General features: G+C 37.8%; 21 protein-coding genes. 12 read left to right on the forward strand and 9 right to left on the reverse strand.

Features of this window, described 5'->3' with window-relative positions; translation table 11 throughout:
• The first annotated feature begins 85 nt into the window (after positions 1-85).
• Entirely contained in the window at positions 86-808 is a 723-nt protein-coding gene (locus VB797_RS14280) for a pantothenate kinase (protein ID WP_323238351.1), read from the forward strand.
• Positions 809-962: 154 nt separating this feature from the next.
• On the opposite strand, the gene VB797_RS14285 is transcribed toward VB797_RS14280, so the two are convergent.
• The 3 genes from VB797_RS14285 to VB797_RS14295 all read right to left on the reverse strand — a co-directional run bounded on the left by VB797_RS14285 (position 963) and on the right by VB797_RS14295 (position 3,824).
• Entirely contained in the window at positions 963-1,652 is a 690-nt protein-coding gene (locus VB797_RS14285) for a hypothetical protein (RefSeq protein ID WP_323238352.1), read from the reverse strand.
• A gap of 624 nt (positions 1,653-2,276) precedes the next feature.
• The gene (locus VB797_RS14290) at positions 2,277-3,095 is read right to left on the reverse strand and encodes an alpha/beta hydrolase (RefSeq protein WP_323238353.1); all 819 of its coding nucleotides are present in this window, start codon (positions 3,093-3,095) and stop codon (positions 2,277-2,279) included.
• 234 nt (positions 3,096-3,329) lie between these two features.
• A complete protein-coding gene (locus VB797_RS14295; RefSeq protein ID WP_323238354.1) occupies positions 3,330-3,824 on the reverse strand; it encodes an NUDIX hydrolase in 495 nt (164 codons plus the stop codon).
• 1,431 nt (positions 3,825-5,255) lie between these two features.
• On the opposite strand from VB797_RS14295, the gene VB797_RS14300 reads away from it, so the two are divergent.
• Complete coding sequence (locus tag VB797_RS14300; RefSeq protein ID WP_323238355.1) at positions 5,256-5,528, forward strand: hypothetical protein; 273 nt, start codon at positions 5,256-5,258, stop codon at positions 5,526-5,528.
• 90 nt (positions 5,529-5,618) lie between these two features.
• Here the strand turns inward: VB797_RS14300 and nadB are convergent, their stop codons facing one another.
• The 3 genes from nadB to VB797_RS14315 all read right to left on the reverse strand — a co-directional run bounded on the left by nadB (position 5,619) and on the right by VB797_RS14315 (position 8,888).
• Positions 5,619-7,289, reverse strand: coding sequence for an L-aspartate oxidase (gene nadB / locus VB797_RS14305; RefSeq protein WP_323238356.1), 1,671 nt, complete (start codon positions 7,287-7,289; stop codon positions 5,619-5,621).
• 237 nt (positions 7,290-7,526) lie between these two features.
• Entirely contained in the window at positions 7,527-7,967 is a 441-nt protein-coding gene (gene psbU, locus VB797_RS14310; protein WP_323238357.1) for a photosystem II complex extrinsic protein PsbU, read from the reverse strand.
• Between the two features lie 261 nt (positions 7,968-8,228).
• Entirely contained in the window at positions 8,229-8,888 is a 660-nt protein-coding gene (locus tag VB797_RS14315; protein ID WP_323238418.1) for a DUF3120 domain-containing protein, read from the reverse strand.
• A 478-nt stretch (positions 8,889-9,366) separates the two neighbouring features.
• On the opposite strand from VB797_RS14315, the gene VB797_RS14320 reads away from it, so the two are divergent.
• The 4 genes from VB797_RS14320 to VB797_RS14335 all read left to right on the forward strand — a co-directional run bounded on the left by VB797_RS14320 (position 9,367) and on the right by VB797_RS14335 (position 15,960).
• Positions 9,367-10,329: an undecaprenyl-diphosphate phosphatase gene (locus tag VB797_RS14320; RefSeq protein WP_323238358.1), complete on the forward strand. Its 963-nt coding sequence runs from the start codon at positions 9,367-9,369 to the stop codon at positions 10,327-10,329.
• A 56-nt stretch (positions 10,330-10,385) separates the two neighbouring features.
• A complete protein-coding gene (locus tag VB797_RS14325; protein ID WP_323238359.1) occupies positions 10,386-11,342 on the forward strand; it encodes an undecaprenyl-diphosphate phosphatase in 957 nt (318 codons plus the stop codon).
• Positions 11,343-11,607: 265 nt separating this feature from the next.
• Positions 11,608-12,927, forward strand: coding sequence for a TIGR03279 family radical SAM protein (locus tag VB797_RS14330; RefSeq protein ID WP_323238360.1), 1,320 nt, complete (start codon positions 11,608-11,610; stop codon positions 12,925-12,927).
• Between the two features lie 348 nt (positions 12,928-13,275).
• Positions 13,276-15,960: a glycoside hydrolase family 10 protein gene (locus VB797_RS14335; protein WP_323238361.1), complete on the forward strand. Its 2,685-nt coding sequence runs from the start codon at positions 13,276-13,278 to the stop codon at positions 15,958-15,960.
• A 95-nt stretch (positions 15,961-16,055) separates the two neighbouring features.
• On the opposite strand, the gene VB797_RS14340 is transcribed toward VB797_RS14335, so the two are convergent.
• The 3 genes from VB797_RS14340 to VB797_RS14350 all read right to left on the reverse strand — a co-directional run bounded on the left by VB797_RS14340 (position 16,056) and on the right by VB797_RS14350 (position 18,989).
• Positions 16,056-16,526 (reverse strand): hypothetical protein, encoded by a 471-nt coding sequence (locus VB797_RS14340; RefSeq protein ID WP_323238362.1) that lies wholly within the window; start codon positions 16,524-16,526, stop codon positions 16,056-16,058.
• 383 nt (positions 16,527-16,909) lie between these two features.
• Entirely contained in the window at positions 16,910-18,238 is a 1,329-nt protein-coding gene (locus VB797_RS14345; protein ID WP_323238363.1) for an efflux RND transporter periplasmic adaptor subunit, read from the reverse strand.
• Positions 18,239-18,851: 613 nt separating this feature from the next.
• Positions 18,852-18,989, reverse strand: a complete 138-nt coding sequence (locus VB797_RS14350; RefSeq protein WP_323238364.1) for a hypothetical protein — start codon at positions 18,987-18,989, stop codon at positions 18,852-18,854.
• A gap of 286 nt (positions 18,990-19,275) precedes the next feature.
• On the opposite strand from VB797_RS14350, the gene VB797_RS14355 reads away from it, so the two are divergent.
• The 6 genes from VB797_RS14355 to VB797_RS14380 all read left to right on the forward strand — a co-directional run bounded on the left by VB797_RS14355 (position 19,276) and on the right by VB797_RS14380 (position 26,684).
• On the forward strand, positions 19,276-20,853 hold the full coding sequence (locus VB797_RS14355; protein WP_323238365.1) for an MFS transporter: 1,578 nt from the start codon (positions 19,276-19,278) through the stop codon (positions 20,851-20,853).
• Positions 20,854-21,071: 218 nt separating this feature from the next.
• Positions 21,072-22,238 (forward strand): low temperature requirement protein A, encoded by a 1,167-nt coding sequence (locus VB797_RS14360; RefSeq protein ID WP_416350870.1) that lies wholly within the window; start codon positions 21,072-21,074, stop codon positions 22,236-22,238.
• 539 nt (positions 22,239-22,777) lie between these two features.
• Positions 22,778-23,497 (forward strand): Crp/Fnr family transcriptional regulator, encoded by a 720-nt coding sequence (locus tag VB797_RS14365; protein WP_323238366.1) that lies wholly within the window; start codon positions 22,778-22,780, stop codon positions 23,495-23,497.
• Between the two features lie 318 nt (positions 23,498-23,815).
• Entirely contained in the window at positions 23,816-24,529 is a 714-nt protein-coding gene (locus tag VB797_RS14370) for a Crp/Fnr family transcriptional regulator (protein ID WP_323238367.1), read from the forward strand.
• A gap of 857 nt (positions 24,530-25,386) precedes the next feature.
• A complete protein-coding gene (locus VB797_RS14375; protein WP_323238368.1) occupies positions 25,387-25,575 on the forward strand; it encodes a hypothetical protein in 189 nt (62 codons plus the stop codon).
• A gap of 62 nt (positions 25,576-25,637) precedes the next feature.
• Entirely contained in the window at positions 25,638-26,684 is a 1,047-nt protein-coding gene (locus VB797_RS14380; protein WP_323238369.1) for a J domain-containing protein, read from the forward strand.
• Positions 26,685-26,737: the final 53 nt, after the last annotated feature.

Here is a 26,737-nt window from a genome sequence, read left to right on the forward strand (position 1 = left end):
GTCACACACCCTATAATGATGAATAAATATACCCAATTCTCCGCGTACCTTTGCGCTAACCTCCGCGTACCTTTGCGTTAAAAAAGTGTTATCAAATCCCTCAAAAACCTGGCTAGCATTAATAATCGGTAACTCACGTTTACACTGGGGTTTATTTAGCGGAAAAAACCTCACAAAAGCTTGGGACACCAACTATCTCCCATCTACCCATCCCCCCATCCCTTCATCCCCTCTCTTCATAGCTTCCGTAGTTCCCAGTCAAACAGAACTTTGGCGAAATTACCCCAACGCAAAATTTATTACCTTAAACGAAATACCCTTAAACAACTTATACCCAACATTAGGAATCGATCGCGCTTTATCTTTACTTGGTGCTGGAGAAACTTGGGGTTTTCCCATATTAGTAATTGATGCCGGAACCGCACTTACTTTTACAGGTGCCGATAATAACCGTAATTTAACTGGTGGCGCAATTTTACCGGGATTGGGTTTACAATTTTCCACTCTTACCAACAAAACCGGACAATTACCAAATGTAGAATTACCGCAACAGCTACCACCACGCTATGCAGTAAATACTTCAGAAGCAATCCAAAGCGGCATAATTTACACAATACTAGCAGGAATCAAAGATTTTGTTGAAGCTTGGTTACAAGATTTCCCTGAAAGTAAAATTGCAATTACAGGTGGCGATCGCACTTTATTATTTAATTATCTAAAATCGCAATATCCTGAAATAGCGAAGAAAATAAATGTAGAAAAAAACCTAATTTTATGGGGAATACAAAAAACTAATGTAGAGACGTAGCAATGCTACATCTCCTTATAAATTTGATATATAGGAATCCTACTTGAATCTTGCTAAGTATACTTAGAATAAAAGCTTTATATAGCAGGCTTAGAGCTAAATTATTTTTTCAAAAATCAAATAGGAGTCCTATATACGCGAAAATATAACTTAATCAAACAGCCTTACTTAATTCACGTTTAAACAACAAACCCGCACTCACAATTCCAAAAGCAAATATACTTAAAATAGAATTACCTTCAGGAACAGAAGCAGTTTTAGAAGCAATATTAGAACTTGTAAAGAACTCGCGGTTAACTTCTAACTTTTGGGTTTCGGGATTTAGATCGAAGAATTCAATTCTTTCTACAGAGTAAGAATTCACATTATCGGAAAGTTCGGGAAGTTCTGAAATGTCCCCTTTATAAAATATAGGAACTGTAATTCCACAAGTAAAAACTCCTTCCGAACATTCAGAGGGATAAACTACACCGCTAAGAGTTGTTCCTACAGGAAACAAAGCACCACCAGGAGGAGGAGTTACCGGAGAATCAGCGGGAGGTGGAGTTATATTGGTTAGAACTTGATAATCGGCAGTTTCACCACTAAAATTCAAACCTCGCTGAGGCTCTGATAAATCAAAGTTAGAAACAGCATTAGTATATAATATTCCCGTACCAAATCCAAAATCAGCAGGTACATCGGAAGCTTTAGCATCTGTATCTAAAGTGAAAGAACCTGTTGTACCGTTTTCACCTTCAAAGCTAAAGTCTAATAAGGCAGCTTCTGCTGGTGTAATGCTTCCAGTTCCTAAAGCCAAAGATACGACTCCACTAGCAGCTAAAATTAATTGCTTAATTTGCATATTAATTAGTATAAATTAAGAGCTTAATGTTATTGCCATCGAATAAGATAATCCGAAAAGTATTGATTAATGTCAATAATATTATTTAGTTAATCATGTATTGGTCGTGCGGTAAATAAACTTTTGTTTGCTTTATTTGATTTTAATTTAGATAATTTTTTGCACAAAACTATCTAATAATTAACTATATCATTCAGTTTGATTGCAACTAATTATAGTTTATATAGCAGTCCTAAATGATTCGCGAAATATAAATAAGTAGTGCGAGCTTCTAGCTCGCTGGCAGTAGCGAGCTAGAAGCTCGCACTAAAATTATAAATATTAATAACTATGATTTTTTACAAATGATTTAGGGTTACTATAATAAATTTAATAAAAAAAGAGTTAAATCGCAAATCGAGGGTAACTCAATTGCACCAGTTGCAATAACCGCCTTGGAATAAATTCCCCCCGCTCAAAGTCAAAGTCTGATTTATCAGACTAAGTAAGATTTTTAGTAAGTTTTCAACGTACTTTGTATATCAGCCGCATCAATTGATTTCAAGGCGGGTTTGGGGGCAAGTTGCTCATGGTGCAAGATGTAAAGTAACAACAAATAATTCCTAACTCCTAACTCCTAACTCTTTACCTTTTACCTTTAATAAAATCTCGAATTTCGCCTGTGACAACAGAAGCACATTTTTGAGGTAAATTATCTCCTCCATGAGCGATTATTTTTAACTCCGCTTGAGGAGTTAACTTAGCATAAACATTGCTTCTTGTTAAAGCATCTGGCTTATCTTTTCCACCTTGCAATATTAATACCGGAATTTGAATCAAATCCAATTTATCTTGTAATAATTCTGCTGCAATTTCTGGGAACTGACGCTGATATAAAAGTTGAGTTGCTGTCGGATTCTCTAATAATATCCGTCTTTGCTGTGAATCTTCTGCTATTTTTGTGTCCAAACCAAGCATTTTTGCTAAAGGACGAAATATTTTTAAAAGCCTAAATATAAGTGATGGACCTTGCATTAAACGCTGCATTTTTTGCCAATGTTTCTGCAATCCTTCGATTTCTACACCTTCCGGTGATAATAATATCAAACCTTGAACTTTCTCTGGATACTTTAAAGCACAACTAGCAGCAATCCATCCTCCTAAAGAATGTCCGACTAAATATACTTTATTTAATTTTAAAGCTTGCAGAAATTCAATTAAACAATCAACTTGTAAATCAATCGCATGATGAATGTTGGGATATTCTGATTCGCCAAATCCTAACAAATCCGGTGCAAAACAATGAAAATCTCGCGATATTAATTCCATTGTCGATACCCATTCACTACTATCGCACCAGTTCCCATGCAAAAAAATTACTGGAATACCATTACCAACTTCACGCCAAAATAATAACCCTTGAGAAAGCTTTCTTCGGGAGTTCCGAAATAACATCGTATCCATATTCAATTTAATTTAGTAGTTAAGTTTAATAGATTTTAAGGACACTGCGTTTTACGGCGATCGCCGTTTTATAGCAAGTGTCCGGGATTTTAGACTAAATTAAAAACCTAAAATCTAAATATTAAGCTGTTACGCATTTAATTTGTATTTGACTAGCGGGCAAGATGCCCGCACTACAAGAATTTGATATTTCGTTTTATACAATTTAGCTGCACATCAGCTTAGTACATAATTTCATGCCAATATTGTCAAGTTATTTAAGTAGTCTTGTAACTGGCGATAGTGGTCGTGAGACATGGGTTCACTTGGTAAAGAGTCGGGAAGGAAAGCTTGAATTTCCATTGCTTCTAAAGTGTCCTGAATCTGCATTTCTCCCTTTACTTCCGCTTCAGCTACAACGCAAATTGAATGAATTCTGGGGTCTCTATCTGGTGCTGAGTAAACTCCAACTAAGCGCCGAATTTTTACTAACTCCAGTCCGGTTTCTTCCATTAATTCACGTTGAATTGTCGTAGGAATATCTTCTCCCCAATCTACCATCCCACCAGGTAAACTCCACAGACCGTTGTCTCGTCGTTTAATTAGTACAATCCGACCATCAGGTAGTATCGGAATCACACTTGTTCCGGTTATCGGATGACGAAATATGATACCTAGTATCGTTTGTCCATAGCGCCATAGAGTCTGAGTAGACTGTACGGCTGCGCCAAATAAAGCAGCAACGTTCAATGTTCAAATTTCTGTGTTTTACTTGCTTGCTCTCACCCATTGCAATATTCCTAAAACTACCATCTTAAAAGTAGCTTTGATACAATATTACTCGTAGGTCAGGCTTTTATTGTTAATAGGAGTCTCTGACGATTATCGTCACATACTACGATTATCATATAACAACAGCTTAATTTTACCATCCAAAGACTTAATATATATTGTGTATAAATATACTTTCTCAGCAGTAATTTATAAAAAAATAATCAACTTGTAATCGGCGTTACAATAGTTAGAAGTTCAGTAAATTAATTATCTAGCCAGGAAATAAAACAAACCTAAATTGTAAAAAGTAATAATTTAAAATAATTATGGGGGAATATTTTTAAAATTCAACCCTATCTAGACGAAAAAATTTAACGCTAACCTAATAATCATCCACGCTATATAAAATCTCAAATAACTTTAACCGGGCGGAAGTATTTGACATCACATAGTAAATACGATATATTATATTGCTATTTAAAAAATCTTACTGCTGGTTTAGGCTAAGATTGTATCAATCCCATAAATTAGATAGTTACAATTATCTATGTGATGCCAATCGGCAAGCTAAACGTTGTTTATCAATGAGGTGAATATGGCCAAGCGCCGTAACCTGAAGAAAGAAAAGGCGCTACGGAACCAGGCATACGCCAGAAAGTTTCGTAAACGGACTACTACAGGACGTTATCAAAGAAGGTTCCAGCAAAGACCGCCGAAAGAAGAAGAAGAGAATTCAGCATCTGATACCGGCGCAGCTGCGACTGATTAATTTTCTAATTCCAACCTTCATTTTTGAAAGAAGCATTTGCGGAATGTCTATATGGATATTCCGCAAATGTTTTTTTAGACTATCTAATGGATTTCCATAGTCGTTTGGTGGATTAGCATTAAGTCTAAATCCCTGGAACACAATATTCTTCCCGATCGCTGAGTAAGTTCTACTTAAGTAATTTAACTAGCTACATTACTGCTTTATTTGTTTCAAAATGTTAAGTTTTGTAAAATAATGCCAAAATGGCAACATCGAGCTTTTATTTTTAGTTATTTTCTCTGATGAAGATTTATTAGCAAAAGAGTAAAAAACACCGAAAAAATAGAATTAGTTCAGTTTTGTCGCCCATTCTACACCGTAAAGCTACTTAAAATATTAAGATAACTTAAAGAAAATTTTTAACTAGATGCTCTTCTAATCAATTGCTGTCCTAGTGTCTAACCTGCGATAGATGCAAATAAATATGTATTAGCATTAATACTTATTTATATAGATTTCCAATTGTGAAGAAATTTTCTGGTTTAGTTTTCTATAAAAGCAAATCTTAAGTAATTCTTCGGTTTTACAAAAATTAGTTTAAGCTTAAACGAATCTTAAATAAAACATACGTAAATACACGCAACTAACATCATTTTATGAATACTCAGGTTAATGCACCTAGCTTTTTTAGAAATAGTTTAAGGATTAGCACCGCAATACTTCTTGTTGTTGGAGCTTCTTTCGCGATTCCCAAGATTGCAGACGCGGCTGGGACTTTAAAGCATATGGTTCCTAAAGATTCGACTCCTGTTGTCAAAAGAAGCAGACCCAGTGGACAAAAAGCCAATCCTCAAGATTCATTGAATGGCGGTTATAAACCACCCAATTTTGGTCGTCCTGCAAGCGCTTATGGTAGCGGTACGCGCTGATCTGGTGTTTTGTGACAAACGATACATTTTTTGATTTTAGACAGCAGTGAAGGGCTACTGATGCACGTACATAGCTTATTGCCGTCTTATTCAATCATTACTCACAGGCTCTTTCGACCAATGGTGATTCTGGACTAATGTATGAACTTGCCATTTGGGGTCTGACTTGGGATGGTCTAAACGATAATGTCCTCCTCTGCTCTCAGTCCTGTAGGCAGCACTTTTAAGAATCAGATAGGCAATATCGAGTAAATTATGTACTTGCGTCCACAGTTTCAGATGTTGTTGAGCGTTGCTCGATTGAAAGCAAACTGATTTTGGTGGATGTAAAGATGATAAAAATTTACTTAATTTAAGGTTTGTAAATTCTTGGTGCCAAGATTCGATATTAGAAATTGCCTCGTTTAAAGTAGATTGCTCTCGACAAATTCCAGCAGATAGCCAAACCAAAAGCGGTATTTCACTGCGTAATTCTTTTAAATATTGATATTCTTGTTCTATTTCTTGGGAATTAATCTCAAATATGTCTACAGAGAGTTGAGCCTCTGTAAATGTAGTTTTATCTAGCTTAAGACGAGACATTTGAGCGCCGAACACTATACATTCGAGCAAAGAGTTGCTTGCTAAACGATTCGCTCCGTGAACTCCCGTACTCGCTGTTTCTCCAACTGCGTACAAACCCGGAATATTGGTTCGATTCATCAAGTCAGTTTTAATACCACCCATCCAGTAATGGGCTGCGGGTGTAACGGGAATGGGTTCGGAAAAAACATCAATTCCCCAGCGCTGACAAACTTTGACGATGTTAGGGAACCGATGACGAATTTTTTCTGGAGGAATAGGGCGCATATCCAACCAAACATTTGCTGTAGCGGGGTCTTTTTCTGTTTGCTGGAGGTGAGTAAAGATAGCGCGACTAACGATGTCACGGGGTGCGAGTTCCCCAGATGGATGATAGTCAAATGCAAAGCGTTGTCCTTGATTGTCAATTAAATGCGCTCCTTCACCGCGCACCGCTTCGCTGATTAAAAATCGGTCAGCACCTTGTTTACTTAGAGCAGTGGGATGAAACTGCATAAACTCCAAATCTCTAAGAATTGCTCCCGCACGCCAAGCGATCGCCACACCATCACCAGTGCTGATAGCTGGATTTGTCGTTTGAGCAAAAACTTGGCCACCACCACCCGTTGCTAGTATGACTGCACTAGTCTGAATCCATCTGAGTTCATTTTGATAAAATAAACTGATTCCCCGAATGCGGCGATCGCTATGCAACCACAAATCTAATGCCAAGGCTTGTTGAATAACTGTGATATTACGGCGTTGCAATACCTGATCGCTAAGAGTGGTAATTACTTGGGAACCCGTAGTATCGGCAGCATGAAGCACGCGGTGACGAGAATGAGCGGCTTCTAAAGTTAACGCTAATGCATCACCTTGACGGTCAAAGGCTACACCTAAATCAACTAAAGATTGAATGCATTGAGGAGCTTCTTGAGCCAGAAATTCAACTACAGAGCGATCGCATAAACCAGCACCCGCAACGATCGTATCTTCAACGTGTAATTGAGGAGAATCTTCCGGCGAAACTGCCGCTGCAATTCCTCCCTGCGCCCATTCACTAGCAGATAAAGCAATAGTATCTTTAGTAATTAAGCCAACTTGCAAATCTTGAGGCAAGCAAAGGGCAGTATACAGTCCAGCTGCACCAGCACCCACTACTAAAACATCAAATTGATTCTGAAGAGTGATTTCGGACAAGGTAGTAGATGGGGTAATAGGATTTTGGATTTTAGATTTTAGATTTTAGATTTTAGATTAAATTAAAGACGATGCGCTCAAATGAAAAATAAAGGGCTTTTTACAAAAAAATATACTATTAAGAGACGCTGCACTGCAACGTCTCTAGGTTTATTAAGAATTGACTGAATTAAACACAGAAAATGCTTAAGTCAACAATCCCTGTAATATTGCGATAGTTAACGGCTCATGGGTGAGTTATCTATAAATGCCGTTGTTAATACGTTCAGCACCTTCATTAAATATATCTTCAGTTTTACTAACACTGAAGTTATCTAAATTAGCTTGCAGACGTTTCTTTTGACTTTCGGTTAAATCTTTAATATTCAGGACATCTTCTACGTTTTCGTAGGGAGCATTAAAGACTATTTTCCTCGCAAGTGTCGGATATAGTCCTCGATATCTTTGGAAAGCCCCTATATTGGTATTATTTAAGTCAATTTTGTCACCATAAACATCTGCAAGTCTATCATCTGCTCGGTTCCGCAGTATTCGAGATGAATCAATTGCGAAAATGGGAGTTTTGTTAACGGCAAATGTATCAAAATTTGCTGCTTGGGCTAGGTCTAGGCTACCTAACAATCCCCAAAATCCGATTAACAAACTAAATACTGTTACTAAATGCGCCAATCGTTTCACGATTTTCTACCTCTTTCCATCAAACTTACATAAAAGCTTTAAGCTAATCCTACTCAGATACCATTCAAGACAATATAAATCACATCTGTTCGTAGTAATTAGCTGCCAGCAAAACACAGCAGTCATCAAATACTATACAGCTTATTAATTACTCTAATATTTACTCTTGAGGGCTTTGAGCAATATTTTTGCAAAAAATTATTAAAAATAAATCATTACCCTTCTCAAACTGCAATACGCGATTACATGAACTGCACGGAATCAAGCCGCAATAGCAGCAATTAAAAATAAACTGTCTACTAAGATTGTACTCAAAACCGCACCGCTAAAAGCATACCAGTGCAACTGCTTGTATTTTAAAGGCACAATCCCTACTGTTAATAAAACTACAGCTAGAACAATTGCCCAAGCGACTCCTGCGGGTGTTTGGACTTGTAAAAGCGCCGATCGCAATATCGATGAAGCAGCTTCTGGTTCTACAACCATAATTTGCCGCCAGTAGGGTATTAAATCCACTATGTAAAAATATATATCGGTTAACGCTGTACCTAGTAAAGAACCAAAATAAAACCAGTTACCGACTTTGCCCCAATTACGATACAAACACCACACAGCGAAGGGTAAACCAATGGATTCTACTGGTAAATGCCATAACGGTTCCCAACGCAACCAACCCCAATATATAGAGCCTGCTAACCAACTCCAGCTAAAACCCAAGAGTAAATCTCCCCAAACATATGTTGCACTCCGCGACATTAATAATTTACTCAACCACACCCACACAACTGTTAGCCCTACACTTAACCACGGCAATATTCTGACCAGCGGTGCTTCAATAAATACTGGTACCGAGACTAACAGTACCGCTGCTCCAAATATGAGTAAAGCTTGTCGAGATGTTGCTTTAAATGAGAAAGGTATTAAGGAAGAAGATGGAAAAGATGTTATCAGATCTTCTTCTCGTCCTTGGGGGATTGCCGTGCTAATCACTTTTTGCTTCGCTTTTATGTTTATTTCTAAGGCTTCGAGACTTTCGACTGTTTGAATCACGGGGTTAAAAACTGTATTTGAATATAACGTATTATTAGTCAACTATTTTCATAATATGTTACTTAACTTCACTTTTCTTAAGGTTTTAGATTGATTTCCTGAAAAAATAGTAATATTACCAATCCCCTAGGGGGGCATATTTATAGTACCTCAATTGTAGCCAACTATGAAATCTTTAAAGAAATTACAAAAAATAAAGTCAAATTTACGAGTATGCTGTATCGAGAATTCGGCTTCACGGTTCTGAGCAAGCGGGAAAGGATTTCAACTACCGGATTTTTTTCCTGTAAACGCGAATGAAGCAGTTAAATATGTAATGACTGGTAACTACAGGTAGATAGGTGTACTCATGGCTGTATCCAAACGTTGGCTGTTTCCTTTATTGATGGTCGGAAGTAGCGTTTTATCAGTAGCGACATTTCCGTTAAAAGTTCTGAGTCAGGATGCGACTACCCCCGTCATAGACGGAGCGCAAATGAACGTGTGGCAAGGCATTGTTTTAGGCTTTGTGCAAGGTGCAACCGAATTTTTGCCCATAAGTAGCACGGCGCATTTAAAAGTCGTACCAGTGGCACTTGGTTGGGGAGACCCAGGAGTTGCTTTTAGTGCAGTAATTCAATTAGGAAGTATTGCCGCTGTAATTTGGTATTTTTGGGGAGATTTGACACGAGTACTGACAGGAGCGTGGATTGCGATCGCCAGAAAAGACTATCAAAATACCGACTTTCGGATTGCCGTAGGAATTGCGATCGGTACATTGCCTATACTCTTTTTGGGTGTTTTAGTCAAGTATGGATTTAAAGAGTTTTACGACAATAGTGTACGCAGCTTGACGGTAATCGCAATTGTGTCAATTATCATGGCAGTGCTGCTGGGATTAGCGGAAATAAAGGGTACAAGAGGGCGCAATTTTGAAAAATTAAGAATGACTGATGGGATATTAATGGGTTGCGCTCAAGCTTTGGCATTAGTACCGGGAGCTTCTCGTTCGGGTTCTACCTTGACAGCAGGACTATTCATGGGTTTGGAAAGAGAAACAGCAGCAAGATTCTCGTTTTTATTGGGAATTCCTGCTATTACCTTATCTGGATTAGTAGAACTCAAAGGTTTATTAGAAGTGGGTGCTGGTAGTTCGGGAATGCCTACTTTGATCGCAGGTGTAATATCATCAACAATATTTTCTTATTTAGCGATCGCTTGGTTAGTGAAATTCCTCAAAACTAGAAGCACTTGGATATTTGTTTGGTATCGTTTGATATTTGGTATTGCCATATTAGCCGGTTTATCATTTGGAGTGCTTCAGAATGTATAGTTGAGCATGGGGCATTGTGAATTAGGTTTGCTGTTGTTTCAACGTTAATGGTTGCGATGACTTTTTTTAAACGTCAATTGTTCTGGTTTTTAACCGTAGCATTCGCCATATTAAGCATTGCAGTACATCCATTAAAAACTTTTGCAGCCCAATCTCCGGGTGCTACGGGAGTGCAAATCAAGATGTTGCAAGCGATTTTTTTAGGTTTCGTACAAGGTGCAACGGAGTTTCTACCAATTAGTAGTACTGCTCATTTAAAAGTGATTTCCGTAGCGTTTGGCTGGGGAGACCCTGGAGTTGCTTTTAGTGCTGTAATTCAATTAGGAAGTATAGCAGCAGTATTGTGGTATTTCTGGAAAGACTTATCCAGAATTGTCAAAGGTGCTACTAGAGCTATGGTTCTCTCGGACTACATGGACTTTGATTTCCGCTTGTGTGCAGGTATTATTTTAGGCACCTTACCCATAGCATTCAGCGGAATTATCATCAAGATTTTTATTCCCGACTTTAATAACTCACCGCTCAGGAGTATGACGGCGATCGCCATTGCTTCTATAGTTATGTCAATATTGTTAGGATTAGCAGAAAAATTCACCAAACGTCAGCGCGACTTTGAGCATCTGACAATGGTAGACGGGTTGTTAATGGGTATAGCTCAAATATTAGCCTTGATTCCCGGTGTATCTCGTTCGGGTTCGACTTTAACAGCAGGATTATTTTTAAATTTAGAACGGGAAACCGCAGCCAGATTTTCGTTTTTACTCGGTATTCCCGCTATTTCCTTAGCTGGGTTAGTCCAACTACAAGATTTCTTTGCAGCAGGAGTTGATGGTAGTCAGATAGCTTCCTTAGTAGCAGGAATAACTTCATCGACCATATTTTCTTATATTGCGATCGCGGGTTTGTTGCGTTTTCTTAAAACTCAAACTACTTGGGTATTTGTGTGGTATCGGTTAATATTCGGAGTCGCGATCTTAGGTGGTATTTCAGCAGGCTTTTTGCAAAATAGTTAGGAGTTATTTGTAGAGACTTCTCAGTGCTACGTCTTCATGATTAGCAAAAAAATATCCGATTCTACCCATATTCGTCTAGGAGTGCAAGTCCTAGTTTAAAAGCATAAGTCCATTAAAATGGACTGATAATCTAGTGGAAACTAATTTACAGATTGGCTTCAAAACCAGTTATTTTATTGTTATCTCAATTATTTCCCGATTTCTTATTTATAACTCCTAACTCCTAACTCCTAACTCCTAACTCCTAACTCTCACTTCCTAACTCATGAACATTAGTCCCGCTCGCATTACAAAAGTATTACCGGATTCTATCGGTGCAGAAATCGGATTTGATGTAGGTGATGCGATCGTTAGTATTAACGGTATGCGTCCCCGCGATTTGATTGATTATCAATTTTTATGTGCTGATGAAGTTTTAGAATTAGAAGTTTTGGATGAGAAGGGAAAAACTCATCAAATTGAAATTGAAAAAGATTACGATGAAGATTTGGGTTTAGAGTTTGAAACAGCGCTTTTTGATGGTTTAATTCAGTGCAATAATCGTTGTCCTTTCTGTTTTATCGATCAACAACCACCGGATAAACGTTCTAGTTTGTATTTCAAAGATGATGATTATCGCTTAAGTTTTTTGTATGGTTCGTACTTGACTTTAACTAATTTATCCCAACGGGAATGGGACAGAATTGAACAGATGCGATTGTCACCGCTGTATGTGTCCGTTCATGCGACAGAACCCGAAGTTAGAATTAGATTGTTAAAAAATCAACGTGCGGGAGAAATACTACAGCATATTAAGTGGTTTCAAGAAAGACGGTTGCAAATTCACGCACAAGTTGTTGTTTGCCCTGGTATCAATGATGGCGTACACTTGGAACAAACTTTGCGCGATTTAGCGTCTTTTCATACTGGTGATTTACCTACCGTAGCATCTGTAGCGGTTGTACCAGTGGGTTTGACGCGCTTTCGTCCGCAAGAAGATGAGCTTGTACCCGTGACGCGAGAAAAAGCACGAGAAGTAATTTTTCAAGTGCGGAAGTTTCAACAAGAATTAAAACAAAATTCTGGTTCAAACTGCGTCTGGTTAGCTGATGAATGGTTTTTAATTGCGGGGGAAGAACTACCATGTGAAGCGGAATACGAGGATTATCCTCAAATTGATAATGGTGTCGGTTCGATTCGTTTGTTTATTAAACAATTTCTGAAAACTGCACGGGAATTATTACCAAAGAAAGTTGAGAACAGAAAGTTAACTTGGGTTGTGGGGAATGCTGTTGAGCAAGCTTTTCAACCTCTTGTAAAGCAGTTAAATGCGGTTTCTGGTTTGTCCGTTAATATGCTTGCTTTATCTAGCGATTATTGGGGACAAGATATCAGCGTTACTGGTTTATTAACGGGTCACGATTTAATTTTAAAACTGCAAGGAGTTGATTTAGGAGATGGAATTTTATTGCCGAGTGTGATGTTAAAACATGGAGAATTAATATTTCTAGATGATAAAACAGTGGAAGAAGTTGAGAGTAGTTTAAACGTTAAAATTTTCCCAGTGGCAAATGTCGAAGAGTTAATTGAAATTTGTATTAAATAGTTATTGTTTTTATCTTTAATGATAGATAAATATTTTTTATTTTGCCTGTTATTTTGCCTGATAGGATACCATATTTATTCAACAATAATGTAGTAGTTTCTCTATTGAATGAAGCACACAATTAAAACCTCACCCCCTTCCCCTCTCCTTATTAAGGAGAGGGGTGCGGTCGGCGGGGTGAGGTTCAGTCTGTATTGTACCCAATTGAAAACGGCTATATCTTTTTTAAGACTGTTTACCATACCTGGCTAAATATTTTTTTACTCAAATATTCAACATTTTAATAGATACCATCCCGTCAATCCAAAATCTAAAATCTAAAATCCAAAATCGAATAGGGGGCTAATAGTGACATACCAAATAAAAGGAATCAGAAGAATCAAATTAAGGTCGATTAAAACTGGGTTATTATTATTAAATTGTCAGTTTTTATGTACTTTATTAAATATTTTACCGGCTGCGGCAGCAACCGAACCTACAATCAGCGTGGTTCAAAGTCGCGAAAATACGAGTCAGTGGCAAGGTATAACTAATCGCTTGGAGTCAGCAGGGGTTAATTACTGTGTGATTTCCTTAAATAACATCAGAAGTAGTGCTGATTGGGGAAGCCGCACGGTGTTGTTTTTACCTAACGTCGAAAAATTAACGCCATCACAAGCAATTACTTTGGAAGAATGGGTAAATAAAGGTGGTCGCGTGATTGCTAGCGGTCCGGTGGGAAGTTTATCCGCTCCGGGGGTACGTAGATTAATGCAAAATATTTTGGGAGGTTATTGGGGGTTTAGTTTAGACACACCCGAAAAACTGCAACTTTCTAGTAATAAGTTACAGAAATGGGCAAGTAGTGACAAATTAATGGGAGAAGTGCGCGGTGGTGTTGTAGTTCCTGATGATACTAATCAAACCGCTGCTGTATGGAACAACAAAGATAATTCCGCAGCAGTTTTAGCTAGCGATCGCTCTACGTTTTTTGGCTGGAGATGGGGAGTAGATACCGCAGCAAATCCGCAATTAGATAGTGCTTGGTTGCAAGCTGCTTTGAAACGACATACAACACCGAGTACTATTACCAGTGTTCCCGGTGGTTCTCCTACCTGTGCTAATTCAGTTGCAGAAAATCCCAATTCAACACCGAATAATTCTCCATCTTCCTTTAATATTACCGCTGTCGTTCCCAATAATCCTCTTCCTAACATCAACTTCAGACGTTCGGATGAACTATCGGATGAACCAATCGACCATTTACAAGATAGTGTACGTCTGGATATTCAAGCCGACTCGCGCAAACCAATTAGTAGTAACGAAGCCATAGTATTACAACAAGAACTACTAAAACTAATTGGTCGAGTTGAAAGTTCTAACTTAGCATCTGCGGCGATAAATCCCGGAATTCAATCTGCAAAAGCACAATCTGCGGAGTTTGCATCTACTCAACCCGGTGCATTAACTGTTAACAGTCAGCAAGCGATATCACAAGCTAATGTAATTGTCAAACAAATACCTCAGTTGGTAGCACAGAAAAAATACGCAGAAGCTCGCAAACAGTGGTTAACAGCCAAAGCTTCCTTATGGAATCAGTTCCCGGTCAGCAGAAAGTTAGCTCAACCAGAAATCCGCGCTATCTGGCTGGATCGAGGAACGATTGTCAACGCTAGAAACGAGCAAGGACTAGCACAAGTTTTTGATCGATTATCGCAAGCAGGAATTAATACAGTCTTTTTTGAAACCGTAAATGCTGGTTATACAGTTTATCCCAGCAAAGTCGCACCCCAGCAAAATCCCTTGACTCGTAATTGGGACCCGTTAAAATCTGCCGTGAAATTAGCTCACGCTAGGAATATGGAATTACACGCTTGGGTGTGGGTTTTTGCAGCAGGGAACCAGCGACATAATCAGATTTTAAATATTGACTCCAACTATCCCGGACCAGTGCTTGCTGCTCATCCAGATTGGGCTGGTTACGATAAACGAGGAAAGATGATTCCTCAAGGTCAGAACAAGCCGTTTTTCGATCCAGCAAATCCTCAACTACGTCAGTATTTATTAAATCAGTACCAAGAAATTGTTACCAACTACGACGTAGACGGCTTGCATTTAGACTATATTCGCTATCCCTTCCAAGACGATCGCCGCAACCTCAGTTACGGTTACGGTCAAGCAGCGCGATCGCAGTTTAAACAAAGTTATGGAGTCGATCCGATGCAAATTTCGCCGACTCAAACCGATCTGTGGCAAAAATGGACAGCATTTCGTACCCAACAAATTGATAGCTTTGTGGCTCAAGTTTCGCAAAAAATGCGCCAACAGAAACCCGATTTAATTATGTCTGTGGCAGTGTTTCCACTACCAGAACAAGAAAGAATTCAAAAATTACAACAGCATTGGGAAGTTTGGGCAAATCGAGGCGATATAGACTTAATTGTTCCCATGACTTATGCCTTAGATACCTCAGCTTTCAGCAGATTAGCACAGCCTTGGATATTATCGAGAAAATTGGGTTCTGCTCTGTTAGTTCCCGGAATTCGTTTACTAAATCTACCGACTTTAGGAGCTTTCGATCAAATACAGTTAATTAGAGATTTACCAGTAGGTGGTTACGCATTATTTGCTGCTGAAAACTTACAGAATCAGCAGCTACAGCAAGTTTTTAACAGTACTCAAGGTCAAGCTCAACAAGATCCAATACCTTACCGTCAACCATTTAAAACTGCCGCTTTGCGTTACACTTCCCTACAAAAAGAATGGGAGTTTGTATTGCAAAACAAGCAGTTACAGATGTCTAACACCGGCATTTCGGAATTTAACGCTCAAGCAGAAATCTTACAAAACGCTCTAAATCAACTTGCAAACTCTCCATCAACAGCAAACTTACAAACGACAAAAGCATCATTAACCCGCTTTCAATCCCAATTTAGAACACTAATGCGTCAACACGCTTTAAATAATTCGTACCAAGTCGGAGTATGGGAAAATCGTCTTGCCACAATCGAAAGATTAATCAGTTTCGGAGAACGCAAAAATAAAAAAAGTTAAGAATGAGGAGTTAGGAGTTAGGAGTTAGGAGTTAGGAGTTAGGAGTTAGGAGTTAATTAATTGAATTTCTCCCCATCTCCCCATCTCCTTGTCCCCTACTCTTCACTAGTATCTTCTGCAACAGCAACAGGATCGGAACCGCTTGAATCTTGTTCTGCAACAGTCTCTAATACTTCTTCGGGTTTAGGTTCAACTTTAGCAGGAGGTTTGGGAGGACGAGCTAAAGCCGGATTGAGCGGGGTTCTTACTTCATCTCTTTCAGATGATTTTCCACCTCTACCTTTACCTTTACCTCTACCTTCACCTTTATCTCTACGATTATCTCGATCTTGATCGCGATCTTTACGATCTGATTTTACGGGAGGTGCAAAGCTTTGACTTCTTGGACTGGTTTGGGGACTGGTTTGAGGACTGGTTTGAGGACTAGTTTGAGGACTAATTTGGGGACTAATTTGGGGACTAGTTTGAGGACTAGTTTGGAGACTGGGTTGAGAACTGCTTTCGGGATTGCTTTCAACGTCGGGTTTTGCCTGACGCTCGGATTTTTTAATTGGACGTTCTACCATTGTTAATTTCTATTAATTTATTTGTATGATATATGGTTTTGGCTATTAACAAACCCTTCGCGTACACATTTGAAGGACTTTAGCTATACCATTGTTACGAACCTTCAGGTGCTTGAGATGGCTTGCTCAATCGCAAAGACTGCTTGGTATTGTCCAAAGAAAATTGTATAATAATTACCGCCAAATTTCTCGAAGGTTCGCGAGAGACGTTTTAACATAAAAATTTTTATATTTCAAGACTGGGCTATTTGAAATAGATAGTATTATTTTGCATGATATCTCATCTCCGGCTTCCCTCTCCTTACTAAGGAGAGGGATTGAGGGTGAGGTTTTATACACTATACTTATATCGTCCTTTTTCTCAACTCCCTACTCCCTATCCATTACTGAGCCATAACAATCTCACCATCTTTAATATTTAGTAATTTGGAAACAACAACCTTTTCTCCTGGCTGCAATCCTTCGATTACTTGGTATTTATTATCTACAATCTTACCTAGTTTTACCTGTTTTTGTTTGGCTACTAATTGAGGAGTTGCTGCGGTCGAATTTGATTCAACTACATATACAAAGGCTTCTCCAGCGATGCGAAACACTGCTTGAGTAGGAATTAACAAGCCAGAAGATTGATTCCAGTTGATTCTCGCTCTGGCAAATTGTCCCGCTTGCATTTTCCCTTCTGTATTATCAAACAAAGCTTTAACTAGTACCGTGCGAGTATTATCATTAACTTCTGGAGCAATAAAAAATACTTTTCCCATACCAATATTTTCACTTTTAGCATCGAGCAATTCTACCGGCATCCCTTTACTCAACTGTGTTTTTTTTTCAAAGGAAACCGGAATATCGACTTCTAAAGGTTGATTTTGAGTGACAGTAGCAACTCGGGTTGAAGGGTTTACCAAATCTCCGACTTTTACGGAAATATTCGCGACTGTACCCGTGAAGGGAGCATTAATTTTGTAGTCTTGAAGTGGTGTTGGCTGGGAAATTTTATTTCCAGGATTTGCTTGTACTTGTTGAAATGCTTTTTCTAAATTAGATACAGTTACTCGCTGGGCTTGTATTTGAGTATCTAAATTATTCAAAATTGTTTTAGCTGCTGCAAGCTGTTGCTCGTAGTCATCTTTTATTTGTCTTGATACGGCTCCTTGTGCAGCTAAATCAGTATATTTATCATATTTTTGTTGATTTAATGTGACATCTTTAAGTAATAATAAGCGTTGAGATTCTAATACTTGAAGCTGGTTGTTAGCGTTTTGTATTTGTTGTTGAGTGGTTTGTAAAGTAATGGAATTGCTGCTATTTGTATTACTAATTTGAATAGGTTGATTGTTCGAGTTAATTTGTAATAAAGGTGCTTCTGCTGCAACTTTGCTGCCAACTTTTACGAATATTTGCGATACTTTACCTTGGGTATTTGCTTGAAGACTAGCGGAACGTAACGATTGTAGGCTAGCAATAAATTCCGAACTTTCTTTAATTTGTCCTGGTTGTACTTCAGCTAGTTTGACTGATACCGCTGGTTGTTGCACGGTGGTAGTTGGAGACGAATTGTTTTTGCGAGCAAGCAAATGCCACAATATTACGACTCCACCAACTGTTAAGGTCACAGGTAACAATATCAAAAGTAAACGTTGCCATAATGGCGATCGCACTGGTTTTTGAGGGTTGTTTCCTTGAAGTTTGGTTTGAGATTCTGGAGATTTCATGACTTTTTCAAAACTGACGACAAATGAAGCGCTACTGAGATCGAGATTGATTTTTTAGATCGTTAGATCGATTTAGTATTTTTAAAGGGTAGAAGGGAGCAGGTGATGGAGAACACGAAAAAGAAATATTTATCAATTATATTAGTTCATAAGCTACTAAATAACCATAAATTAAAACAACTATAAATAATAAATACATAAAAAAGATACACTTAACCTGCGGTAAATACTATAAAATACCCGCAAACTTTAAGCGGCGCGATATATTAACTATTTTCATAAACTCATTTTATCTAAAGCTGACGATTTATTTGTATATAAATAATAAATTTATTTTACTGTAAGATTGGAGACATTATTTACATTAATCCTGGCGACTAGAAGTCGCGGCTACACAGGCAAAGTCCACCTTCGTGGACTCTATAAAATAACCCGCGCAGGCGGTGAATCTAGTTGGCGGTGTCGGTTTCCGTCCCGCCGACATAGTGAACCCGGAGGGGTTTTAATTGTGTAGCTGCGGTAACAAAGCGCCAGGTATTTCTTTTTCTCACATTTGCAATTTATATAAAAAACAAAAAAATAAAAAGAGGCGGAATTCCACCTCTAAAAAGTTTTAACCTTTAGTCAAGCGAATATGCTCCATTATTCGCTGCTTTCTATCAACAGAATCAAGTTTAGGTTTGATAAAATCATTTGTACTGCGAGCGAGATGCTCCATAATTCGCGTTTGACGGTCGGATTTATCAGCCATGTTTGCTAAGTAAAAAAAGTATGCGAAACAATAGATGGAACGGGCAAAATATTAATTAAATATTGCACTTCCACATTAATTTTATTGTAATACAAACCTGCGATTATTTTTCAGGCAAATGATTTTTATTAATCAAAAATATATCGCTTACATAAATTAATTTATGTCAAATATATGGTCGCAATCAAAAATAAGATTATTGACAAAATTAAGATTTTGTATTGAATAGAGAATAATTAACAAAATCCGCTTATTATTTTCAGAGTAACGCTCTTAGTCGCCTGAAATGTCTAACATTGTCAAACAGCCATGTGATGCTGGAGTAATTCATGCCAAACCATGCTCTACTTCTTGTTCTCGGATTACCGAACGTTGGGTGCTTGTCGCAACTATACTAGGTTCGAGTATGGCAATGATTGATGGAACTGTTGTTAATGTCGCGCTGCCAATATTGCAAGAAGCAATGAACGCAAGTTCGATTCAAGTGCAGTGGGTAGTTGAATCTTATGCTTTATTTCTTGCAGCTTTGATTTTGGTCGGTGGATCTTTAGCAGATAGATTTGGCAGACGGTTAATTTTCGCTTGTGGAATTGCTTTATTTGCTTGTGCTTCTGGATGGTGTGCTTTATCCTCTGACATCAATCAATTAATAATTGCTCGTGGTTTTCAAGGAATCGGTGGTGCATTGTTAGTTCCTGGAAGTTTAGCAATTATTAGCGCTTCTTTTAGCGAAAATGAGCGAGGTAAAGCCATTGGCACTTGGTCAGGTTTTACGGCGATAACTTCCGCATTAGGACCAGTTTTAGGCGGTTGGTTCATAGAAAATCTTTCTTGGAGATGGATATTTTTTATTAACGTACCGATCGCGATCGCAGTAATATCAATTTTATTTCGTTACGTTCCTGAAAGTCGTGACCGCGAATTTACCCGGCTTGATTATTGGGGAGCGATGCTAGTAACTTTAGGTTTGGGTACAACGGTATTTGGATTAATTGAATCTTCTAATTTAGGTCTTTTCAATCCTTTAGTAATAGCTTGTTTACTATTTGGAATACTTATTTTAGGTGCGTTTATTTTTGTAGAGGCAAATATCTACAGTCCAATGATGCCTTTATCTTTATTTAAATCGCGTACTTTTAGCGGTGCAAATTTATTGACGCTATTACTTTATTCAGCTTTGGGGGGAGTCTTCTATTTTGTTCCTTTTAACTTGATTCAGGTGCAAGGTTATTCCCCGACAGCTGCTGGTGCAGTATTTTTACCGTTTATTTTGATCATGTTTTCTATGTCCCGCTGGTCTGGTAGTTTAGTAAATCGTTATGGTGCTAAATTACCCTTGATGGTCGGGCCATTAATCGCAGCAGTTGGCTTTATGCTGTTCGCAATACCTGGAATTAATGTGAATTACTGGACAACATTTTTTCCCGCGATTCTAGTATTAGGTTTGGGGATGACAATAAGCGTCGCTCCCCTGACAACAACCGTCATGGGTGCAGTTAAGCAACGTCAAGCCGGTATCGCTTCTGGAATCAATAATGCTGTTTCCCGTACCGCTGGACTACTTGCGATCGCTATTTTCAATATTTTTGTTTTCAACGCTTTCAATTACAATCTTGATCGACGTTTGGTAAACTTAAACGTACCACCTCAAGTACAGTCAATATTAGCAAAAGAAAGAATTAACTTAGCAGGTGCAAAAATTCCCGATAATATCAGTGACAAATTAAAAGATGGACTAGAACAAGCAATTGCATTATCCTATGTAGACAGTTTTCGTCTAATAATGTTTATTGCCGCAGCTTTAGCATTAGCAAGCGCTGGAGTGGCATTATTAACTATCAACGAACGACAGAAACCTTTGTAAGCAGGTTAAAGGTGTAATAACTCTAGGACTTACGCATTGACAGAAAAAACAAAATATGTATGTGGGGAAAGCTATATCTATCGTAGGGGTTTAGCAGTGCTAAACCCCTACTCCGAACTCTTAACTATTACTATTGTTCATCTCTCTCCCCATCTCCCCATCCCCCCATCTCCCCATCTCCCTACTCCCTACTCCCTACTCCCTACTCCCTACTTATTATGAAAGGCTTGCAAATTCCCCGTTTACGCATAGGTGAAGAAGCAGAAGAAAACCGTCATGCTACCTGGTTAGAACTTTTTTACGATTTGGTTTTTGTGGTTGCTGTCTCGCAAATTGCCCATTATTTACAGCAAGATGTTTCTTTAAAAGGCTTTCTGGGCTTTGTTTTTTTATTTATACCCGTGTGGTGGGCTTGGATTGGAACTACATTTTATGCAAATCGATTTGATAGCGATGATATTAAACATCGGCTGTTGACTGGTTTACAAATGTTAGCTGTAGCGGCTCTTGCGGTAAATATTCATCATGGTTTAGGTGAAACTTCTGTTGGGTTTGCGATCGCTTATGCTGCAACAAGATTTGTCTTAGTTTTGGAATACCTGCGGGTTATTAAACATATTCCTCAAGCACGAGGTTTAGCAACTCATTACTGCACTGGTTTCTCTATTGCTGCGGTTTTATGGCTAGTATCGGCTTTTGTACCAATTCCTATACGGTTTGTACTTTGGGGATTGGGTTTAGTTATAGATTTCAGTACAGTAATTACTACAAAACGCTTTCAAATTGCCTTGCTTCCCCATCCCGAACATTTACCCGAACGTTTTGGACTTTTTACGATTATTGTTCTGGGTGAAGCAATTATTGCGGTTGTAAATGGGGTTTCCGAACAAAAATGGGACGTACAAAGCGCAATTTCTGCGGTGTTCGGTTTCAGTATCGCTTTTGGTTTGTGGTGGATTTATTTTGAAAATGTTACAGGTTCGGTTTTACAGGGTACTGGTGCTAATAAAAAAATAGGATTGTTTCAAGTTTGGCTTTACGGACATTTACTATTAGTAATTGGACTCGCTACTACAGGGGTTGGAGTCGAACACGTTATTATGAGCGATGCTAATCAAGCTTTACCAACTCCCCAACGCTGGCTGATTTGTGGTGGTGTAGCGCTTTGCTTATTGAGTTTAAGTATTCTCCACAGGACGGGAATCATTTTTAAATGTAAAGTGCGAGCTAAATACAGACTTGGTGCGGCTGCAATTTTGATTTTTCTAGCTGTAGTTGGAATAAGTCTACAGCCTGTAGTGGTTATTGGGTTAATAGCTGTGGTTTGCGCGACTCAGGTAATCGAAGATTTGTACCAAAGTGGTGAGTTGTTCGCGTCCAAATAACGATCGGGGGCAACATTTAAGTACTCGTGCAAAATAAATTAAACATTTCGTCTGGGGAGGGAATAGGGTTGGGGGGAATAGGCAAGGTTTATATAACTCACGAGTAATTATATAAATAATTTTGCATTAGTCATATTTATTTTCTATTTGCTATCACTCACAATACAATTTTCTAACTATATAATATTGACATATCATTATGATTAAAAATTATCATGATATTTTTATTAAAAACCTTGGCAAAGTTTTAAATAGCTGCAATTAATTTATATTTTGTTAGAGGTATGCTTTAATAATTTGTAAATTAGTATTATTTAATAATTGAACTTAAATCGGTTGTGATGAATAAAACGAATGATTCCAAAGTTAATCGAGTCTCAACCGCGTTAACGAAATATTAAATTTGATGATTGTCGAAACAAACTGAATATTTTTGTGATGACAAGCTAACTTTTGACCTTGAGTATAAATAGAAATTTTTTCTAAGCAATATCGGTTATCAAGAGTAAAACTCTAACTAAAAGAGATTTCTAATCCCCATGTTTGATTTGCCTCAGATATCGATTAATAAACTACTGATGGCTTTACCTCCTGGGGAATATCAGCGACTTATTCCTTACCTAAAACCGATCGATCTAGCTTTAGGACAAGTGATTTACGAACCACAACAAGTAATCAAAGAAGTCTATTTTCCTTTAGGAGCGATGATTTCTTTAGTTTCTATAATGAAAAATGGTTCAACTACAGAAATTGGTTTGGTAGGTAATGAAGGAATGATCGGTATTCCCGTTTTTTTGGGAGGAAATATCACTACAAATCGTGCGATCGTGCAAATTGAAGGAAATGCCATGAAAATGGATGCTTCAGTACTGCGAGAAGAATTTTTAAAAGGACAACAGCTACAGAAAAATTTATTGCTGTATACCCAAGCAAGATTAACTCAGATATCGCAAATCGCTGCTTGTAAATCCCATCATCTCATAGAAGCAAGATTTGCTCGCTGGCTACTGTCAATTCACGATTGCGTACAGAAAAGCGAGTTACCGCTCACCCAAAAGTTTATCTCCGAAATGCTCGGAGTTCGTCGTGCTAGTGTTACAGAAGCTGCGATCGCGCTGCAAAAAGCCGAATTAATCAAGTACAGCAGAGGACAAATTACCGTTTTGAAAAGGAAGGAGTTGGAACAAGCAGCTTGCGAATGTTACGGCTTAATCAAAAACGAATTTACCCGCTTGCTCGATAACAGCGTAAATTCATGAATTTTATATTTTCTTAAACTTTTGGCTTATGCGTACCATAGCGTACTGAACTTTTTTGTAATCGAGTTATTCTTTTGTTTACACAGATGCAGTGTAAGCAGCCGTTATACCATTTTTGATTTTAAATTTTGAGGATAACCCGATTCAGTATTAGGGAATCCACTAGAATTATTTTTTTCAATTTGGTATTGATAATTTGCCGATGCTGTAGTGTTTCTAAAGAAAGATACCTTCAGACATCAGTAGATAGTTTTTTAGTCTTCTTGTGTCGTCAGGTGCTTTTCAAGATGCTCCCCCAAGAAGATTGTTTTTTTTGATATGTCCGAAGATACTGATGGTGTAATAGTTAATCAATTACTGGCAGCTTTACCTCCAGAAGATTACCAACACATAGCTCCTCATTTAGAGAATATTTATTTGATGGCTGGGGAAGTTTTATGCGAACCGGGAGAAACCATGAGGGAAGTTTATTTCCCGAACTTGTCTATGATCTCTTTAGTTTCGATCATGGAAAACGGTTCTACAACAGAAATTAGCTTAGTAGGTAGAGAAGGTATGGTAGGTTTACCTGTTTTCTTAGGGGGTTCCTCTACCATCAGTCGTGCGATCGTGCAGATGGATGGTACTGCTATGAAGTTAAATGCTAATATTCTCAGAAAGGAGTTTGATCGGGGGGGAGAACTGCAAAGACTTCTATTGCTCTACACACAAGCATTATTTACTCAAGCCTCGCAAAATGCTGCCTGCAATCGACAGCACAATATAGAAGAAAGACTCGCTCGTTGGTTACTGACAGCGCAAGACTGCATCATTAAAGATGAATTACACCTGACCCAAGAATTTATTTCTCATATGTTGGGTACTCGTCGTTCTGGGGTCACGGTTGCAGCCGGTACTCTCCAACAAGCTGGAATGATTCGCTATACAAGAGGTAGAATTAGTATTCTTAATCGTGTTGCACTTAAAGCTACAGCCTGCGAATGTTATGACGCAATCAAAAATGAGTACAATCGCTTGCTTAAATTTAAATAAATTCCAGGTATGAGTACGTTAGCGTACAGACACTTATCAACCCGTTATGGGATTTTAAATGAATAACTAAATCATTTACACAGTTTTAAATTATCAGGTTATTTATTTGAGGGATTTTTGAATGGCAAGGCACAAGAAGATTATTCTTACCTCTCAAAAGTGAGAAATGTTTTAATCGGTAAATAAACGGTGGCTCGTTAGTAAAATGTGTATTAAATTCAATAATAGCAAGCATTTATATAGATACTTGCCACTGATAAAATAAACTTTTTACAACCGACTATTTAGGCGCAAAATTAACAGCAAATTCATTTTTTTATCGATAAATCAATAGTAAGATCAAAATATTTTACATTCCAGCTTATCTTCATGGATGAGATATTTTTTGATTAAGCTTTTGAATTTAGAGGAAAATTGTGTGAATAATCTGTTAACAGTCACAATGATTTTATGCGAATTTTGTACCTGAAATAAACGAGCCAACATGAAATCCAGAGGGACAAGTAGATGTGTGAACGGCAATACGATAAAAGAAAAGAATTAAAATCAATTATACTTATGGGGACTTGTCCATGTTGCAGTTCCAATAAAGTAAAATATTGTGAATATCTGACAAATCGGACGTTTGAGTTTCAATGTTTTAGCTGTGGTTGGAAATCTGAATATAATTCAACCGAATTGAAAGAAGCTTCGACTAACTGGTTTCCTATAAAAAGGTAATATGTTATGAAAATATTTTAGAAAACTTCTGTAAATGGAGAACGTTAGAGTTGAAACAAGTATATATTTAACAATTAAATAAATATGATTTAATTAATTAGATAATTATAAAAGTTAGTAAATATGAGAATATTTTTATGATGATTCAAGTCGGAAGTTTGGTTAAAATCCTATATCCTGAATACGCATCTGAGTTTTGTGGTGTAGTTGAAGCACAGGAAAATACACCAGGTCGCTGGATAATTAGATTGGAAGATACTCTCGGTGATAGTAAGGAAGCTTTATTGTTATCTTTAGACGAATCAGAAATTGAAGTCTTTGGATAAACGGTAAAAAGTAGTAAATTATAAAAGTCTGGGAGCTTTAAACGAACTCACCCATTTCTTTTATGTCTACACCAGTTTCATCCCCATCTGCGATCGCAGCAACCTCACTTGCTCTTTCATCTCTTCATATTCGTCTGGAAAGTTTAGAAAAAAAGCATCAGTGGTTGCTCAAGCAAATTAAGAAAAAACGCACCGAACAACAGAATTTTCTCGAACAAATGCGTTCTGTAGCTACGGAAATACATGGTAGATGTACTCCTTGTTTCCAAAAAATGGCGCATTTAGACGAGGAAATACACGCAATTTTCGATGAAATTTTAACAGCACGGAAGTTAGGAAAGCAGACCAGGAGAAATATTGAACAGGTTTATCGTAGTCTGCAAGTTGCACGAATAATCAGTGTCAAACTTGATTTTACCGAAGACGATAGCTTAGAAGATTTTTTGGATACAGAGGAAGAGGGAGATTTTTCTGATTTCTTCGATGAAAATGGCGATCGCGATACCGAGCAAGAATATCAACAACCGCAACCAGATTTTTGTGTAGGTAAGAGTGGTGAGTCGAAAAAGATTCGTCAAACGTTTTTGAGATTAGCTGAGATATTTCATCCTGATAAAGTCACGGACAGCGATATCCAGATGCATCATACAGAAATTATGAAGGAAATTAATAAAGCATATCAAGAAGGTGATTTAGCCAGATTGTTGGAAATTGAAAGATTGCATCAGGTAGAAGAATCATTTTCCTTTGATAGCGAAGATGATGTAACTCGGAAGTGTAAAAAATTGGAGCAGCATAACGAATTTCTACAAGCTCAATATGAAAATTTAAAAAACGAGCTTCGACTTGCGAAAAATACCAATGAAGGACAAATAGTTTCGGGTTACAGAAAAGCCGTTCGAGAAAAAATAGACCCGATCGCTCAAATGGTACAACAAGTGGAAGCTGAAATTACAGTAATTTCTTCTATATGTAACTTTGTGAAAGATTTTAAAGACAAGAAAATTACAATTAAAGAATTTCTTGACGGACCTCCAGTATTACGACAAAGAAATCAAGAAATGATTGATAATTTGTTTGAGGAGATGTTTGGATTTGAGGAATTTTGAGTATTTGCAAGTTAGTTTAAGCAAAATATTTAGTTATCAGAAGTTGAGATGTA

Source organism: Rivularia sp. UHCC 0363 (assembly GCF_034931125.1).
In the GTDB taxonomy this organism is placed as follows: Bacteria; Cyanobacteriota; Cyanobacteriia; order Cyanobacteriales; family Nostocaceae; genus Rivularia.

What these genes read in the sequence shown, in the direction of transcription:
- VB797_RS14330 (WP_323238360.1), top strand. Translation starts at nt 11,608, where the DNA reads ATGAACATTAGTCCCGCTCGCATTACAAAAGTATTACCGGATTCTATC.
- VB797_RS14365 (WP_323238366.1), top strand. Translation starts at nt 22,778, where the DNA reads ATGTTTGATTTGCCTCAGATATCGATTAATAAACTACTGATGGCTTTA.
- VB797_RS14345 (WP_323238363.1), bottom strand. Translation starts at nt 18,238, where the DNA reads ATGAAATCTCCAGAATCTCAAACCAAACTTCAAGGAAACAACCCTCAA.
- VB797_RS14320 (WP_323238358.1), top strand. Translation starts at nt 9,367, where the DNA reads ATGGCTGTATCCAAACGTTGGCTGTTTCCTTTATTGATGGTCGGAAGT.
- VB797_RS14300 (WP_323238355.1), top strand. Translation starts at nt 5,256, where the DNA reads ATGAATACTCAGGTTAATGCACCTAGCTTTTTTAGAAATAGTTTAAGG.
- VB797_RS14355 (WP_323238365.1), top strand. Translation starts at nt 19,276, where the DNA reads ATGTCTAACATTGTCAAACAGCCATGTGATGCTGGAGTAATTCATGCC.
- VB797_RS14375 (WP_323238368.1), top strand. Translation starts at nt 25,387, where the DNA reads ATGATGATTCAAGTCGGAAGTTTGGTTAAAATCCTATATCCTGAATAC.
- VB797_RS14325 (WP_323238359.1), top strand. Translation starts at nt 10,386, where the DNA reads ATGACTTTTTTTAAACGTCAATTGTTCTGGTTTTTAACCGTAGCATTC.
- VB797_RS14360 (WP_416350870.1), top strand. Translation starts at nt 21,072, where the DNA reads ATGAAAGGCTTGCAAATTCCCCGTTTACGCATAGGTGAAGAAGCAGAA.
- VB797_RS14370 (WP_323238367.1), top strand. Translation starts at nt 23,816, where the DNA reads ATGTCCGAAGATACTGATGGTGTAATAGTTAATCAATTACTGGCAGCT.
- VB797_RS14290 (WP_323238353.1), bottom strand. Translation starts at nt 3,095, where the DNA reads ATGGATACGATGTTATTTCGGAACTCCCGAAGAAAGCTTTCTCAAGGG.
- VB797_RS14340 (WP_323238362.1), bottom strand. Translation starts at nt 16,526, where the DNA reads ATGGTAGAACGTCCAATTAAAAAATCCGAGCGTCAGGCAAAACCCGAC.
- VB797_RS14350 (WP_323238364.1), bottom strand. Translation starts at nt 18,989, where the DNA reads ATGGCTGATAAATCCGACCGTCAAACGCGAATTATGGAGCATCTCGCT.
- VB797_RS14380 (WP_323238369.1), top strand. Translation starts at nt 25,638, where the DNA reads ATGTCTACACCAGTTTCATCCCCATCTGCGATCGCAGCAACCTCACTT.
- VB797_RS14285 (WP_323238352.1), bottom strand. Translation starts at nt 1,652, where the DNA reads ATGCAAATTAAGCAATTAATTTTAGCTGCTAGTGGAGTCGTATCTTTG.